Origin of the sequence: Thioflexithrix psekupsensis, assembly GCF_002149925.1 — a bacterium.
Lineage (GTDB): Bacteria > Pseudomonadota > Gammaproteobacteria > Beggiatoales > Beggiatoaceae > Thioflexithrix > Thioflexithrix psekupsensis.
In genome coordinates, this window is record NZ_MSLT01000023.1 from 428,772 (window position 1) to 444,577 (window position 15,806).

At 40.5% G+C, this 15,806-nt stretch carries 12 protein-coding genes and 3 tRNA genes; 5 read left to right on the top strand and 10 right to left on the bottom strand.

From position 1 onward, the window contains the following. Positions 1 to 74: 74 nt before the first annotated feature. A complete protein-coding gene (locus tag TPSD3_RS14525; RefSeq protein ID WP_086486662.1) occupies positions 75 to 1,106 on the bottom strand; it encodes an IS630 family transposase in 1,032 nt (343 codons plus the stop codon). 353 nt (positions 1,107 to 1,459) lie between these two features. Here TPSD3_RS14525 and nifJ point away from each other — a divergent pair, with 353 nt between their 5' ends. Together nifJ and TPSD3_RS14535 are read left to right on the top strand one after the other, a co-directional pair. Continuing rightward, positions 1,460 to 5,062 carry a pyruvate:ferredoxin (flavodoxin) oxidoreductase gene (gene nifJ / locus TPSD3_RS14530; protein WP_086489261.1) on the top strand — a complete coding sequence of 1,201 codons (3,603 nt, stop codon included), beginning with the start codon at positions 1,460 to 1,462 and terminating at the stop codon, positions 5,060 to 5,062. A gap of 16 nt (positions 5,063 to 5,078) precedes the next feature. Beyond that, complete coding sequence (locus TPSD3_RS14535) at positions 5,079 to 6,071, top strand: dihydroorotate dehydrogenase-like protein (RefSeq protein ID WP_086489262.1); 993 nt, start codon at positions 5,079 to 5,081, stop codon at positions 6,069 to 6,071. Between the two features lie 59 nt (positions 6,072 to 6,130). On the opposite strand, the gene TPSD3_RS14540 is transcribed toward TPSD3_RS14535, so the two are convergent. The 9 genes from TPSD3_RS14540 to TPSD3_RS14580 all read right to left on the bottom strand — a co-directional run bounded on the left by TPSD3_RS14540 (position 6,131) and on the right by TPSD3_RS14580 (position 12,742). Continuing rightward, positions 6,131 to 7,075: an Rpn family recombination-promoting nuclease/putative transposase gene (locus TPSD3_RS14540; protein ID WP_086489263.1), complete on the bottom strand. Its 945-nt coding sequence runs from the start codon at positions 7,073 to 7,075 to the stop codon at positions 6,131 to 6,133. A gap of 48 nt (positions 7,076 to 7,123) precedes the next feature. Beyond that, positions 7,124 to 7,996: an Rpn family recombination-promoting nuclease/putative transposase gene (locus tag TPSD3_RS14545; RefSeq protein ID WP_086489264.1), complete on the bottom strand. Its 873-nt coding sequence runs from the start codon at positions 7,994 to 7,996 to the stop codon at positions 7,124 to 7,126. Positions 7,997 to 8,044: 48 nt separating this feature from the next. Beyond that, entirely contained in the window at positions 8,045 to 8,977 is a 933-nt protein-coding gene (locus tag TPSD3_RS14550) for an Rpn family recombination-promoting nuclease/putative transposase (protein ID WP_086489265.1), read from the bottom strand. A gap of 49 nt (positions 8,978 to 9,026) precedes the next feature. Next, positions 9,027 to 9,971 (bottom strand): Rpn family recombination-promoting nuclease/putative transposase, encoded by a 945-nt coding sequence (locus TPSD3_RS14555; protein ID WP_086489266.1) that lies wholly within the window; start codon positions 9,969 to 9,971, stop codon positions 9,027 to 9,029. 227 nt (positions 9,972 to 10,198) lie between these two features. Further along, a tRNA-Arg gene (locus tag TPSD3_RS14560) sits at positions 10,199 to 10,276 on the bottom strand. Between the two features lie 40 nt (positions 10,277 to 10,316). Continuing rightward, a tRNA-Arg gene (locus TPSD3_RS14565) sits at positions 10,317 to 10,394 on the bottom strand. A gap of 75 nt (positions 10,395 to 10,469) precedes the next feature. Beyond that, positions 10,470 to 10,561, bottom strand: a tRNA-Ser gene (locus TPSD3_RS14570). Positions 10,562 to 10,648: 87 nt separating this feature from the next. Continuing rightward, a complete protein-coding gene (trxA, locus tag TPSD3_RS14575; RefSeq protein ID WP_086489267.1) occupies positions 10,649 to 10,975 on the bottom strand; it encodes a thioredoxin TrxA in 327 nt (108 codons plus the stop codon). Between the two features lie 297 nt (positions 10,976 to 11,272). Beyond that, complete coding sequence (locus TPSD3_RS14580; RefSeq protein ID WP_086489268.1) at positions 11,273 to 12,742, bottom strand: M48 family metalloprotease; 1,470 nt, start codon at positions 12,740 to 12,742, stop codon at positions 11,273 to 11,275. A gap of 75 nt (positions 12,743 to 12,817) precedes the next feature. Here TPSD3_RS14580 and TPSD3_RS14585 point away from each other — a divergent pair, with 75 nt between their 5' ends. The 3 genes from TPSD3_RS14585 to TPSD3_RS14595 all read left to right on the top strand — a co-directional run bounded on the left by TPSD3_RS14585 (position 12,818) and on the right by TPSD3_RS14595 (position 15,788). Next, complete coding sequence (locus TPSD3_RS14585; RefSeq protein ID WP_086489269.1) at positions 12,818 to 13,246, top strand: MaoC family dehydratase; 429 nt, start codon at positions 12,818 to 12,820, stop codon at positions 13,244 to 13,246. 188 nt (positions 13,247 to 13,434) lie between these two features. Then, entirely contained in the window at positions 13,435 to 14,751 is a 1,317-nt protein-coding gene (hisD, locus tag TPSD3_RS14590; RefSeq protein WP_086489270.1) for a histidinol dehydrogenase, read from the top strand. A gap of 221 nt (positions 14,752 to 14,972) precedes the next feature. Further along, entirely contained in the window at positions 14,973 to 15,788 is an 816-nt protein-coding gene (locus tag TPSD3_RS14595) for a hypothetical protein (RefSeq protein ID WP_086489271.1), read from the top strand. The last annotated feature ends 18 nt before the right edge of the window (positions 15,789 to 15,806 follow it).

The following is a 15,806-nucleotide window of genomic DNA, read 5'->3' on the forward strand; positions in this document are numbered from 1 at the left end:
TTGTGGGATAAAAGTAAAATATTATATACCAAAATTATGTGAGATATAAAAACAAATTAAGTTTTAATATCTACCTAGATATTAGGTATAAGATACTGTTTAATTTTATTAAACTTAAACACTTTACCTGACAAAAAGGTCTCAAACATACTAGTGACTTCTTTAAAGCTTGATAGGCGATGAAAATTCTTTCTGACCCAATTCTTACCTTGAAGCCAAATATCCTCGACTGGATTTTGCTCTGGGGCATTAGGTGCAAATCTTAATAAACGAACTTTCCATTCTGATTCTGGAAGTCCCCCATTTAATTTCTCTAAATAAGTTCTTAAACCTTCAGAACGATGATAACTTGCACCATCCCAAATAATCACATGACGGGCTTCTTTATATCTGTAAATGAGCCAGTTAATAAAGTCTATCGTATATTTTGTATCAGCTTTCTTTGCCCTATCTAAAATAAATTCTCCCGTATAAATATTCACCGCTCCATACCACGTTTGAGAAGTGCGATAATTACTCATCTTTATTGACGTTCTTTCTCCTTTTTTCGACCAAACATAACCACAAATATCTCCCCACAACTGATGGCTTTCGTCTTGCATCCAGTACATTACCTCTCCACTTTCTATCTGTTCACGCTCCTTATCTATTAAATCCTTAATCTCTTTTTTTTTAGCTTCCACTTTTACCTCATCTTTTGCCGAATTCTCTTTGTGTGTCTTCTTATAACTTAAATTCGCTTCTTCTAATAATTTAGTATAAGAAGTATTTGAAGAATAGAAAACATCATACTCCTCTTTTAAGTATCTCTTTAGTTCCTCTATTGTTATTGTCTTCTTTTCTTGTATCCAATTAATCACATCTTCTCGTTCACGCGGCTTTAAATACCCTGGTGAGCCTTTATACGCTAACTTTAATCCTTCAACCCCTGACGCTAAATAAATGGCTTTCCATTTATCCACAAATTGCACACTGACACAACACGCTAAAGCCGCTTCCGCACGCACAAAACCAAGCAAAGACATTCTTACTGCCATCGCTCGCTTCACTTCTCTCGCTTCACCTGTTGACATTAATTCTTCTAAATCTTCATATCTTTTGTTCATTATTCTCTCCTATTTGAAAAGTATTATTATACGACTCTGAAAAAATTGGTATACATCAAGTTTTTCGCCTGAATTCAGAATGGACAGAATTTCAAAATTTTCAGACAAGCATCACTATTGCCACCAAAATTAAGCCATCCCATTTAACTGGCGAAATGATACAATAGCGCATAATGATATGATTTATAGAGCCGTTCAAAACATGAGCATTTAAGCCCATCAATTACATTAATCGCATTCCCAACTGCCATTGGGAAATGCAAACAATAGGAATATTGAATTTGAGATAATGTTATTCATATTATTACTTGGGTAGGCAACCTAAGAATTTATTACATCAAAGGAGAAATGAGATGTCTGAATACGTTACCTTAGACGGTAATGAAGCCGCCGCGTATGTCGCTTATCGCGTCAATGAAGTGTGCGCGATTTATCCGATTACACCCTCATCACCTATGGCTGAATTTGCCGATCAATGGGCAGCCGAAGGGCAAACTAATTTATGGGGAAATATCCCGTTAATCATTGAAATGCAAAGCGAAGCAGGTGCCGCAGGCACGGTGCATGGTGCGCTGCAAACGGGCGCGCTGACCACCACGTTTACGGCATCGCAGGGCTTAATGTTGATGATTCCCAACTTGTACAAAATCGCGGGGGAGTTGACTTCAGCGGTTTTTCAAGTGGCGGCGCGTTCGTTGGCCGCACAAGGCTTGTCGATTTTTGGCGATCATTCCGATGTCATGGCGGTTAAAAATACAGGATTTGCGCTGTTGGCTTCGGCTTCGGTGCAGGAAGCGCATGATTTGGCTTTGATTGCGCAGGCGACGACATTGGAAGCGCGTATTCCTTTTCTTCACTTTTTCGATGGCTTTCGTACTTCGCATGAAGTGAATAAAATTGAATTAATAGACGATCAAGTGTTGCGTGCCATGATCGATGATGAACTGGTTTACGCGCATCGGGCGCGAGGTTTGAACCCTGATCGTCCTGTCATGCGCGGGACGGCACAAAATCCTGATATTTATTTTCAAGCCCGCGAAACGGTTAATCCGTTTTACACAGCAGTGCCTAAAATACTACAAAAAGCAATGGATCAATTCGCCGAATTGACAGGCCGCCAGTATCACTTATTTGAATACGAAGGCGATCTCCAAGCGGAGCGGATTGTCATTATCATGGGATCGGGCGCGAGTACAGTAAAACAAACGGTGCGCTGGTTACAACAACGCGGTGAGAAAGTGGGCGTGATTCAAGTGCGCCTTTATTTGCCGTTTGATAGCGAATCATTTTTAGCGTTATTACCCGAAACGGTGACGCATATTGCAGTATTAGATCGCTGCAAAACACCGGGTGCCACAGGCGAGCCATTATATCAAGACATTGTGGTCACATTAAGCAGTGCATTTAGCACGGGAAAACGCGCTTCATTACCCAAAATTTGCGGTGGCCGTTATGGTCTTTCTTCTAAAGAATTTACGCCTGCTATGGTAAAAGCAATTTTTGATGAATTAACGCAAGTTTCTCCCAAAAATCCTTTTACCATTGGCATTGAAGATGATATTGGACATACCAGTTTATCTTTTGATCCTGATTTTAATATTGAGCCTGACAATGTGATTCGGGCGATGTTTTTTGGTTTAGGTGCAGATGGCACGGTCGGGGCGAATAAAAATTCAATTAAGATTATTGGTGAAGACCCTGCTTTTTATGCGCAAGGTTATTTTGTTTATGACTCGAAAAAATCGGGATCACAAACGGTTTCTCATTTGCGTTTTGGCCCAGAGCCAATTGATATGCCTTATTTAATTCAATCGGCTAATTTTATTGCCTGCCACCAATTTAATTTTATTTTAAAACAAAATGTATTGGAACGGGCGGCGAAAAATGCAATTGTCTTGTTAAATAGCCCTTATTCTGCCAGCGAAGTATGGGCGCAATTGCCGCAAACCATTCAACGCATTATTGTGCAGCGTGCGCTTAAATTATATGTGATTGATGCCTCTAAAGTAGCGCGTTCTATTGGCATGGGAAATCGCACCAATACGATTATGCAAACCTGTTTTTTTGCCTTATCGGGAGTGATGCCGCGAGAACAAGCCATTGAGAAAATTAAACATGCCATTGAGAAAAGTTACGGTAAAAAAGGCGATGAAGTGGTGAAAAGTAATTTTGCCGCGGTCGATGAAACTTTGGTTAATTTACATGAAGTTTCTATTCCAGAATCGCTTAATAGTGGCTTTGATTTGCCGTCTATTGTGCCTGATTTCGCGCCTGAATTTGTGCGGACAGTGACAGCGAAAATGATGGCAGGAAAAGGCGATGAATTGCCTGTCAGTCTTTTGCCTATTGACGGCACTTATCCTACGGGAACAACGCAATGGGAAAAACGCAATATTTCTCCTTATGTGCCGCAATGGGAAGCGGATATTTGCATTCAATGTGGCAATTGCAGTTTTGTGTGTCCACACAGTGTTATTCGGGCGAAATTTTATAATGAAACGCACTTGGATCATGCGCCTAATGATTTCCGTTCCGCGCCCATTAGCGCACGCGGTTTTCCCGCGACTCGTTACACTTTGCAGATTTATGTCGAAGATTGCACGGGATGCGGTTTATGTGTGGATGCTTGCCCCGCGCAGAGTTTAAAACGCAGCGGCATGAAAGCGATTAATATGCGCGAAAAAGAACCCATTTTGCAACGGGAAAAAGAAAACATTCGTTTCTTTGAATCGATTCCTATTAATGATCGCTCACAAGTTAATTTTTCTTCAGTGCGCGGGACGCAATTTTTACAGCCTTTATTTGAATTTTCTGGCGCATGTGCAGGCTGTGGAGAAACGCCTTATGTTCGTTTATTGTCGCAGTTATTTGGAGACCGTTTATTGGTCGCTAATGCCACGGGATGTTCTTCTATTTATGGTGGTAATTTACCGACAACACCTTGGACTAAAAATGAAGAAGGTCGAGGCCCTGCCTGGTCAAATTCTTTATTTGAAGACAATGCAGAATTCGGTTTAGGTTTTCGTTTAGCCGCAGATAAACATTTAGAAGTGGCACAAGGCTTATTAGAACAGCTTAAACCTGCTTTAAATGCGGCTTTAGTGGAAGATTTATTGTCCGCGCAGCAAATCACGGAATTCGAGATTCGGCAACAACGGCAACGAGTCGAGGTATTAAAACAGGAATTAAACCGCTTAAAAACGCCCTTATCCGCAGCGTTATTGTCGGTGGTGGATCATTTGGTCAGACGCAGCGTGTGGCTGGTTGGCGGCGACGGCTGGGCTTATGACATCGGATCGGGCGGCTTGGATCACGTGTTGGCGAGTGGGCGCGATGTGAATATTTTGGTGTTAGACACTGAAGTGTATTCCAACACGGGCGGACAAATGTCCAAATCCACGCCATTAGGCGCGGTGGCGAAGTTTGCCGCAGCAGGAAAAACGGTAGGAAAGAAAGACTTAGCTTTACAAGCGATTTCTTACGGTAATGTTTATGTCGCACGTATTGCAATGGGCGCAAATCCGCAGCAGACTTTATTGGCTTTGCGTGAAGCAGAGGCTTATTCGGGGCCGTCATTAATTCTTTCTTATAGCCATTGCATTGCGCATGGCATTAATATGCAGCATGGTTTGAGACAACAGCAATTAGCGGTCGCTTCAGGTTATTGGCCATTAATGCGTTATAATCCCCAATTACGCGCTACTGATCATAATCCTTTCGTGTTAGATTCGCCCAGACCTAGAATTGATTTTAAAGATTATGCTTATAACGAATTGCGTTATAAAATGTTGGTTCGTTCTAATCCTGTTGAAGCGGCACGTTTATTGTCTTTAGCCCAAGCGGTGGTGAAACAGAAATGGGCTATTTATGAGGAAATGGCAACGCGAGACGGCAGCCATTTTCACCCCGATGCGCGCCGTGTAGATGCGCAAACGATTGATGCAATAAAGGCTTAACATTAAGGAGACAATCATGGTTGATTTAACGACTTCTTATATGGGTTTGCGTTTAAAAAATCCATTGGTGGCTTCAGCCTCGCCTTTATCGCATACTTTAGCGGGAATTAAGGACTTAGAAAAAGGAGGCGCGGGGGCAATTGTTTTATTTTCTTTATTTGAAGAGCAAATTCATCACGAATCGGCTTTATTTGAACATTTATTGACTTCGGGAACGCAAAGTTTTGCCGAGTCATTAGATTATTTTCCCAGTGTGAATGAATATGAAACGTTGCCTGAGCAGTATTTGGCTTTAATTGCACAGGCTAAAGCGTCGGTTAATGTGCCGATTATTGGCAGTTTAAATGGCATGACGCATAGCGGTTGGATTCAATACGCTAAGAAAATTGAACAAGCAGGCGCGGATGCGTTGGAATTGAACATTTTTTATATTCCCGATGTCACGCATTCCAGTGCGGAAATTGAGCAGCGTTATGTGGACATTGTGAAAACGGTTAAATCGGTGGTTTCTATTCCGGTGGCGTTAAAATTAAGTCCATTTTTTAGCTCTACGGGAAATTTGATGCAATCTTTGGATAATGCAGGCGCGGATGGTTTGGTGTTATTTAATCGTTTTTATCAGCCCGATTTTGATATTCAGACTTTAACGGTAAACTCTACGTTACATTTGAGTTCTAATGAAGAAATTCGTTTGCCGTTGTTGTGGATTGCGATGTTACATGGTAAGGTAAAGGCTTCATTAGCGGCGACTCGCGGCGTAGAAACGTCAGTTGAAGTAATTAAGTATTTATTGGCCGGGGCGAATGTGGTCATGACCACATCGGCTTTATTAAGACATGGTGCGGATTATTTAAGCGTTTTATTGTCAGGATTGGAAGAGTGGATGTTGACGCGAGGTTATGCTTCAGTTGACGAAATGCGCGGCGTAATGAGCCAGCAAAACGTGGCTAATCCAGAAGCATTTGAACGTGCTAATTATATTCGGATTTTGGAGGGATTTAAGGAGTAATGATTGGAGTTAATTAAGGGGAAAAGCGCGCTTTTTTGGGCGCGCTTTGATTGGATTATTTATTTTTTGTCTGAATCAGAATTTACAGATGAACACAAGCGATTCACCTCACTTTCATCTACACCAAATAATTTGGCGATTTGTTCCACAGAAAAACCTTGTTGCAAAGCCAATTGAATACGCTCTAATTTCTCTTGCCCCTTACCTTTCTCAACTCCAATTTCAATGCCTTTCTCAACCCCACGCTGTTCAGCTTTTACTGTAGCTTCTTGTACCGCTTCTTGAACAGCGGTATCAATGACGTTTTTTAAGTCACGATAATATTTAAGCGAGTTTTCGTAATCCTCAAATTGTTGATGACTGAAGCGTGCGATTTCAGCAACCGTAAAGGCTTGTTCAAATATCTCTTCTCTTAGATCAGCGGGAATATCATCAAAGTTCTCTAAGTGCTTGATAAAGTACAACCATTTGTCAAAATGCGTTTGTAGCTCCTCAAGCTTTTTCTTAAAGCGCGGCATTTCAATGAAAATGAAAGTCAATTTATCGTAAAATATTTCACAAACGTCATTACGCAACTGAATATTTTGCAAATAATGCTCCCCATTTTTATGATCATCAAACACGAAATCTAATAATGCAATGCAATACACTGGTTGTAATTGGTAATTCCATTCGCCACGTTCGGCCTGTTCTCTAATAGGAAAAGTCGCATAGAAAACGCTACGATCTTTGAAAAAGTTCTGTTTGGCTTTTTGCAACTCAACAATGAATTTATGACCGTCTTGGCTTTCACAATACAAATCAAAAATCGCTTTACGGTCTAATTCACCAGAACCCAATTGCTCGCTCTTTTTATAAAACAAATCCTGTATTTGATGTTTCGCGGGTAAAAGCTGATTCAGAAAATCAATTAACAAATGTTTATTCGCTTCTTCACCAAATAGTTTCTTAAACCCAAAATCAGTGAATGGATTGATATATTTTGCTTTGCGGTGATTTTGCATCAGCGATGACTCTCTTATTAATGCCAAGAAATAAAATAGGGTTTTTCTTTATCTACTTTTCAAGCGATTCACCTCACTTTCATCGACACCAAATAATTTGGCGATTTGCTCCACAGAAAAACCTTGTTGTAAAGCTAATTGAATACGTTCCAATTTCTCTAATTCCCTACCACGCTGTTCTGCTTCTAGTGTGGCTTCTTGAACAGCGGTATCAATGACATTCTTTAAGTCACGATAGTATTTAAGCGAGTTTTCATAATCTTCAAGTTGTTGCGGATTAAAGCGTGCAATTTCAGCAACCGTAAAGGCTTGTTCAAATATCTCTTCTCTTAAATCAGTGGGAATATCATTAAGGTTTTCTAAGTGTTTGATAAAGTACAACCATTTATCAAAATGCGTTTGTAGCTCATCGAGCTTTTTCTTAAAGCGGGGCATTTCAATGAAAATGAAAGTCAATTTATCGTAAAATATTTCACAAACGTCATTACGCAACTGAATATTTTGTAAATAATGCTCCCCATTTTTATGGTCATCAAACACGAAATCTAATAATGCAATGCAATATACAGGCTGTAATTGGTAATCCCATTCGCCCCGTTCGGCCTGTTCTCTAATGGGAAAGGTCGCGTAGAAAACGCTACGATCTTTGAAAAAGTTCTGTTTGGCCTTTTGCAACTCAACAATGAATTTATGACCGTCTTGGCTTTCACAATACAAATCAAAAATCGCTTTACGGTCTAATTCACCAGAACCCAATTGCTCACCCTTTTTATAAAACAAATCCTGTATTTGATGTTTCGCGGGTAACAGCTGATTCAGAAAATCAATTAACAAATGTTTATTCGCTTCTTCACCAAATAGTTTCTTAAACCCAAAATCAGTGAATGGATTGATATATTTTGCTTTGCGGTGATTTTGCATTAGCGATGACTCTCTTATTAATGCCAAAAAATAAAACAGGGTTTTTCTTTATTCATTTTTCAAGCGACTCACCTCACTTTCATCGACACCAAATAATTTGGCGATTTGCTCCACAGAAAAACCTTGCTGAATAGCTAATTGAAGACGTTTTAGTTTCTCTTGTTCTTCACCTATTTCAATGCCTTTCTCAACCCCAATTTCAATACCTTTTTCAACCCCACGCTGCTCTGCTTCTAACGTGGCTTCTTGTACCGCTTCTTGAACAGCGGTATCAATGACATTCTTTAAGTCACGATAGTATTTAAGCGAGTTTTCATAATCTTCAAGTTGTTGCGGATTAAAGCGTGCAATTTCAGCAACCGTAAAGGCTTGTTCAAATATCTCTTCTCTTAAATCAGTGGGAATATCATTAAGGTTTTCTAAGTGTTTGATAAAGTACAACCATTTATCAAAATGCGTTTGTAGCTCATCGAGCTTTTTCTTAAAGCGGGGCATTTCAATGAAAATGAAAGTCAATTTATCGTAAAATATTTCACAAACGTCATTACGCAACTGAATATTTTGTAAATAATGCTCCCCATTTTTATGGTCATCAAACACGAAATCTAATAATGCAATGCAATATACAGGCTGTAATTGGTAATCCCATTCGCCCCGTTCGGCCTGTTCTCTAATGGGAAAGGTCGCGTAGAAAACGCTACGATCTTTGAAAAAGTTCTGTTTGGCCTTTTGCAACTCAACAATGAATTTATGACCGTCTTGGCTCTCACAATACAAATCAAAAATCGCTTTACGGTCTAATTCACCAGAACCCAGTTGCTCACCCTTTTTATAAAACAAATCCTGTATTTGATGTTTCGCGGGTAAAAGCTGATTCAGAAAATCAATTAACAAATGTTTATTCGCTTCTTCACCAAATAGTTTCTTAAACCCAAAATCAGTGAATGGATTGATATATTTTGCTTTGCGGTGGTTTTGCATTAGCGATGACTCTCTTATTAATGCCAAGAAATAAAACTAGGGTTTTTCTTTATTCATTTTTCAAGCGATTCACCTCACTTTCATCTACACCAAATAATTTGGCGATTTGTTCCACAGAAAAACCTTGTTGCAAAGCCAATTGAATACGCTCTAATTTCTCTTGCTCTTTACCTTTTTCAACTCCAATTTCAATGCCTTTCTCAACCCCAATTTCAATACCTTTCTCAACCCCACGCTGTTCAGCTTTTACTGTAGCTTCTTGTACCGCTTCTTGAACAGCGGTATCAATGACGTTTTTTAAGTCACGATAATATTTAAGCGAGTTTTCGTAATCCTCAAATTGTTGATGATTGAACCGTGCGATTTCAGCCACCCTAAATGCTTGTTCAAAGACCTCTTCTCTTAAATCAGTGGGAATATCATCAAAGTCTTCTAAGTGTTTGATAAAGTACAACCATTTGTCAAAATGTGTTTGTAATTCCTCAAGCTTTTTCTTAAAGCGGGGCATTTCAATGAAAATGAAAGTCAATTTATCGTAAAATATTTCACAAACGTCATTACGCAACTGAATATTTTGCAAATAATGCTCTCCATTTTTATGATCATCAAACACGAAATCTAATAATGCAATGCAATATACAGGCTGTAATTGGTAATCCCATTCGCCACGTTCGGCCTGTTCTCTAATGGGAAAGGTGGCGTAGAAAACGCTACGATCTTTGAAAAAGTTCTGTTTGGCTTTTTGCAACTCAACAATGAATTTATGACCGTCTTGGCTCTCACAATACAAATCAAAAATCGCTTTACGGTCTAATTCGCCAGAACCCAGTTGCTCACCTTTTTTATAAAACAAATCCTGTATTTGATGTTTCGCGGGTAAAAGCTGATTCAGAAAATCAATTAATAAATGTTTATTCGCCTCTTCACCAAATAGTTTCTTAAACCCAAAATCGGTGAATGGATTGATATATTTTGCTTTGCGGTGGTTTTGCATTAGCGATGACCCTGATACAAAGAAATAAAACCAATGATAGACCAAAATTATGTGAGATATAAAAACAAATTAAGTTTTAATATCTAGTTTAAAAAGTATTATTATACGACCAAAAAAATATGAAAGAACCTCTACAATTTTTAGCTATAAATAGAGTTCTTGTATAGGCTCTGAGATTCTGGAAATTCTGATCCGGAACGATATTGACTAGGGAAAGAAAGAAGAAATGGCGCGCCCGGAGAGGTTCGAACTCCCGACCGCCTGGTTCGTAGCCAGGTACTCTAATCCAGCTGAGCTACGGGCGCGTGTGTCAAGAAATGAATTGTACTAAACTGACGAGAAAAATGGCGCGCCCGGAGAGGTTCGAACTCCCGACCGCCTGGTTCGTAGCCAGGTACTCTAATCCAGCTGAGCTACGGGCGCGTTAATTTGTAGACTGTTCTGAAATCCCGTATTAAGGCAGGGGGGATCATTTCTTAATAGAATTCTCAGAATCAATGGCGGAGAAGGAGGGATTCGAACCCTCGGTACCCGTATTTAGGTACGGCTCCTTAGCAGGGAGCTGGTTTCAGCCACTCACCCACTTCTCCAAGCGAGACGCGCATTATATCCACAATCGGACAACATGACAAGTGTTATTTTTTCACGACTGTGGACATTTAACACCATGCTGTCATTTACAGATTGGTGTCGATAAAAGCGGCCAATTGCGATTTGCCCAAAGAACCGACTTTGGTGGCCACCACACTGCCGCCTTTGAATAACATTAAGGTTGGAATACCACGAATGCCGTAGCGAGTCGGGGTGTCTTGGTTGTCATCGATATTCACTTTAGCCACTTTCAACTTACCATCGTAATCTGCGGCAATCTCCTCCAGAATAGGCGCAATGCTTTTGCACGGCCCACACCACTCTGCCCAATAATCAACCAGTACCGGCACACCCGCCTGAATCACTTCTGATTCAAAAGTCGCATCAGTGACTTCGACGATCAGTTCACTCATGAAAATAGTCTCCGAATCCTAAATAAAGCAACCATATCCCCATTTGATCATGATGACAAACAGGTGAATAGACAATAGATTAACACATTATTGTTTATCATATTTAAAATCAATGCGGTGCTGGTTTGTTGCGTATTTTTAATGAATCATCATATTGTATTTTAACGCACAACGCGGTCACAACAACCCAGTGGCCAGCATTTTAGCAGTTACGCCCAGATTAGCAACTCACTGTCGCAAAATAATGGCTCAATCCCCTTTCAATCTCTTGTAAAAAAACAGTGATCACAAGGGAGATTAAAAATTTTTATTATCTTCTTTAATCTGTTTTAACTCCAATTCCAGTTGTTGTAAACGGGCATCCACTCGCGTACTGAGGTAGTAATCTTCACTGGTGGTTAATCGTTGGGCTTCTTTGAGTTGAATAATTGCCGTTTCTAAATCACCATTTAAATAATAAAATTCGGTAAGATTTAAACGAGAACTCACTGGCTGATTTAAACGGCTATGAATTTCTGCTAATAAACGATAATAATCTGAATTTTTATCACGTCCTCTGAATTGATACAATATTTGTCTGGCTTCCTGCGCCTCATCAACAGACATTAATAAACGCGCATAAGTCAAGGTTAATAACTGATCATTCGGATGAAGACGTAAAGCAGATTGTGCTTGGGCTAAAGCGGTTTTCATATCTCCTAATTCACGGTGAATTTCAATAGACAATAATTGATAAGCCACCCGATCCATATCATGTTTTTGCAACCATTCAAGATGGATTTGTGCGGCTTTGGCTTGATGCAAATGCAGTAACGTTAAAGCCAAAGCATAATGTACGGCTGCTTCGGTGCGATAATTTTTGGTGTCTAAGGCTTCTTTTAACTGGCTTAATAATAACGATTTATTTGCAGTGGTCAGCACTAATAATCTGGCACGCATTAAATGAAATAATAAATTGTCTTCACGCGGCGCACTGGGCGGATATTGATCGGCTCTGGCGTAACCTTCGGCAATTCGTTCTACAGTAACAGGATGCGTGCGCAGAAAATCAGGAATTTCTCCCGCTTGATAGCGGTAAGCACTTTGTAAGGCTTCAAAAAACCGCGGCATTCCACGCGGATCAAAACCCGCATCCCCTAAAATTTGCATTCCAATACTGTCCGCTTCTTTTTCGTGCAAGCGGGTGTAATTGATAAAATTTTGTATGTCTAATGCCTGACTGACCACCGCACTGGCGTTGGCCACATCCGAATTCGCGGTAGAAGCAGCCAATCCTGCCAACAACATCGCCACGATACGTGGCACCGCCATTTTGCTTTGTGCCTCGTGGGTGCGCACCGTGTGACGCTGCACCACGTGAGCAATTTCATGCGCAAATACACTGGCTAATTCCGATTCGGTTTGGGTTTTTAAAATAAGTCCCGCATTCATGCCAATATAACCGCCTAAATGCGCAAACGCATTAATGTTCTGATCATTGACGGTAAAAAAATAAAAACGCGATTGTTGATCTTTGCTAAACGACACTAAATATTGTCCCAAAGAATTTAAATAATCGTCTATTAATACATCTTGTAATAATAAACGTTGTTTGCGCAATTCGCGTAAAAAATATTCTCCCATTTCTCGCCCATCTTGTGGAGATAAAATGGCATCAGCCGATAAACCAATATCGGGTAGATCAATCGCTTGCGATGTAATCAAAGGAGAATAAAATAAGAGAGCGAGAAAAAATAACAAATTTTTTAAGTTTTTTAACCGGGACATCGAATTGACCTCGTATGTTCATCAGGTTGCGTTATAATGAAAATCCACCTTTTTATCAGATAGAGTCCATTGAATATGAGTGAATTACACGGCTATTATTTAGAAGATTTATCCGTTGGTTTATCCGAACGTTATGCCAAAACCATCACCGATGCGGACATTGTTTTATTCGCGGGCGTTTCTGGTGATACTAATCCCGTGCATATTAATCAAGAATTCGCTGAACAAACCTTATTTAAAGGGCGAATTGCTCACGGTATGTTGACGGCCAGTTTAATTTCTACCGTATTGGGTACAAAATTACCCGGTCCGGGTGCGATTTATGTCAGCCAACAATTAAAATTTAAAGCCCCCGTGCGTATCGGTGATACCGTAGTCGCTATTGCCACGGTGAAAGACATTATCGCGGAAAAACGGCGCGTCGTCTTGGAAACCGTGTGTAAAGTCGGCAGCACCACCGTTTTAGAAGGCGAAGCCGTGTTAATGGTGGATGTACGCCGCTAATTTCTTGTTTTCAATGGGAATAGGCTAATTAACCTGTTCCCAACTCATCACCAATGGCTTTTCATTTGTGCTACTTTTTAATAAAAAAATGGGATCAGTATCGTGAATGCGTTATGATGAATGCACTGTAATAGGGCAGTACATCGCATCGCTCTTTTTCTAGCACTCATGAAACGAGGTTTAGCGTAATGATTGAAATAAGAAGACTTAACGCATTAGATAATGATTTTTGGATTCAACTCAACACCTTATTGGCTTGGGATAGTGTAGCAGATGAACAAGTCATGCTGTCTGTGCGCGACATTATTCGCACGGTACGCCAGCAAGGTGATGGGGCATTGGTTGATTATACCAAGCGTTTTGATCGGCGCGAGGTGTCAGACATTCAAGAGTTAATCATTCCCACAGAACGATTACAACAAGCCTTATCAAGCTTAGACAAGAATCAACGCCGCGCCTTAGAACAAGCCGCCGAACGTATTCGAGATTACCATTTACGCCAAAAACAAGAATCATGGCAATACACTGAAGCGGACGGCACTGTTTTAGGGCAGCAAGTGACTGCTTTAGATCGGGCAGGTTTGTATGTACCTGGCGGAAAAGCCGCTTATCCCTCTTCTGTGTTGATGAATGCGATTCCCGCTAAAGTCGCTGGGGTGGCTGAAATTATTATGGTGGTGCCTGCGCCTGATGGTTTGTTAAATAATATGGTGTTGGCTGCGGCCATGTTGGCTGGCGTGGATAAAGTTTTTAGTATTGGTGGTGCGCAGGCGGTGGCGGCGTTGGCTTATGGTACGGCAACTGTGCCTAAAGTGGATAAAATTGTCGGTCCTGGCAATATTTATGTGGCCACGGCTAAAAGTATGGTGTTTGGTGCGGTGGGGATTGATATGATCGCGGGGCCTTCGGAGATTTTAATTATTTGTGATGGCGAAACGGATCCCGATTGGATTGCGATGGATTTATTTTCTCAAGCAGAACACGATGAACAAGCGCAATCGATTCTGGTGAGTCCCGATGCGGCTTTTTTAGATGCCGTACAGCAAAGTATGACTCAATTGTTGTCACAAATGCCCAGAGCGGAAATTATTAAAACTTCGATTGCGCAACGCGGGGCGTTGATTCATGTCGAAAGTTTAGAACAAGCGATAGAAGTGTCGAATTTTATTGCACCAGAGCATTTAGAACTGTCGGTGAATGAACCTAAAACGTGGTTAGGAAAAATTCGTCATGCTGGGGCGATTTTCATGGGACGTTATACCGCAGAGGCTTTAGGAGATTATTGTGCGGGGGCGAATCATGTGTTACCTACATCGCGCACGGCTCGTTTTTCTTCTCCATTAGGTGTTTACGATTTTCAAAAACGTTCCTCGATCATTTACTGTTCTGAAGACGGCGCGAACCGATTGGGAAAAATTGCCTCCACACTGGCACATGCTGAGGGTCTCACCGCTCACGCCCGTTCGGCCGAATATCGTATTGTGCAGAATTTGTTGGAATCTTAGAAAAGTGCTTGTGTCCAATTTTTAAGATTTTTTCAACCGACTGATGTTTATGGGGAGTGGATAAAAAAGCAGTTAGTGTAAAAAGTGCTATAGATAGAATGCTATACTTTTCAATGGGCTAACTGCTACAATCTAAAGTAACGAAGCAATCATTTTAGAACGGGTTTATTCTTGGTAAAAAGAACGACTTGGATGATCAATGAGAAAAGAGGATAAATAGCATGAACATTCACGATACTCCCGCGCCAACATTAGAAGATATTTGGCGTTTATTTCAGGAAACGGATCGTCAATTTAAGGAGACTGACCGTAAATTTCAGGAAACGGATCGTCAATTTAAGGAAACCGACCGTAAATTTCAGGAAACGGATCGTCAATTTAAGGAAACCGACCGTAAATTTCAGGAAACGGATCGTCAATTTAAGGAAACTGACCGTAAATTTCAGGAAACGGATCGTCAATTTAAGGAGACTGACCGTAAATTTCAGGAAACGGATCGTCAATTTAAGGAAACTGACCGTAAATTTCAGGAAACGGATCGTCAATTTAAGGAGACCGACCGTAAATTTCAGGAAACTGACCGTAAATTCAGAGAAACCGATAAAAAAATTGGGGAGTTGGGCAATCGTTTGGGTGAGTTTGTCGAGGGTTTAATCAAGCCTTCGGTGGCTCGCTTGTTTCAAGAACGCGGCATTTTGGTGCATAAAACCTTCAGCGATGTCAGTGCGAATAATCCAGAATTAGATTTAGCCACACAGATTGATTTGCTGCTCATTAATGGCGAAGTGTGTGCCTTGATTGAAGTAAAAAGTAAACTGGATATTGACGATGTCAATGAACATATTGAACGCATGAATAAATTCAAGCCGTTATTCCCTGAATATGCAGACAAAAAAGCCTATGGCGCAGTCGCCGCGATGGTGATACCAGAGGATGTGGCAAAATATGCGTACAGAAAAGGTTTTTTTGTCATTGCCCAGAAAGGTGAAATCGCTGTCATTTTAAATGATGATAAATTTAAACCCGCCACATGGTAATTTTAAAGTAGCAGAAAC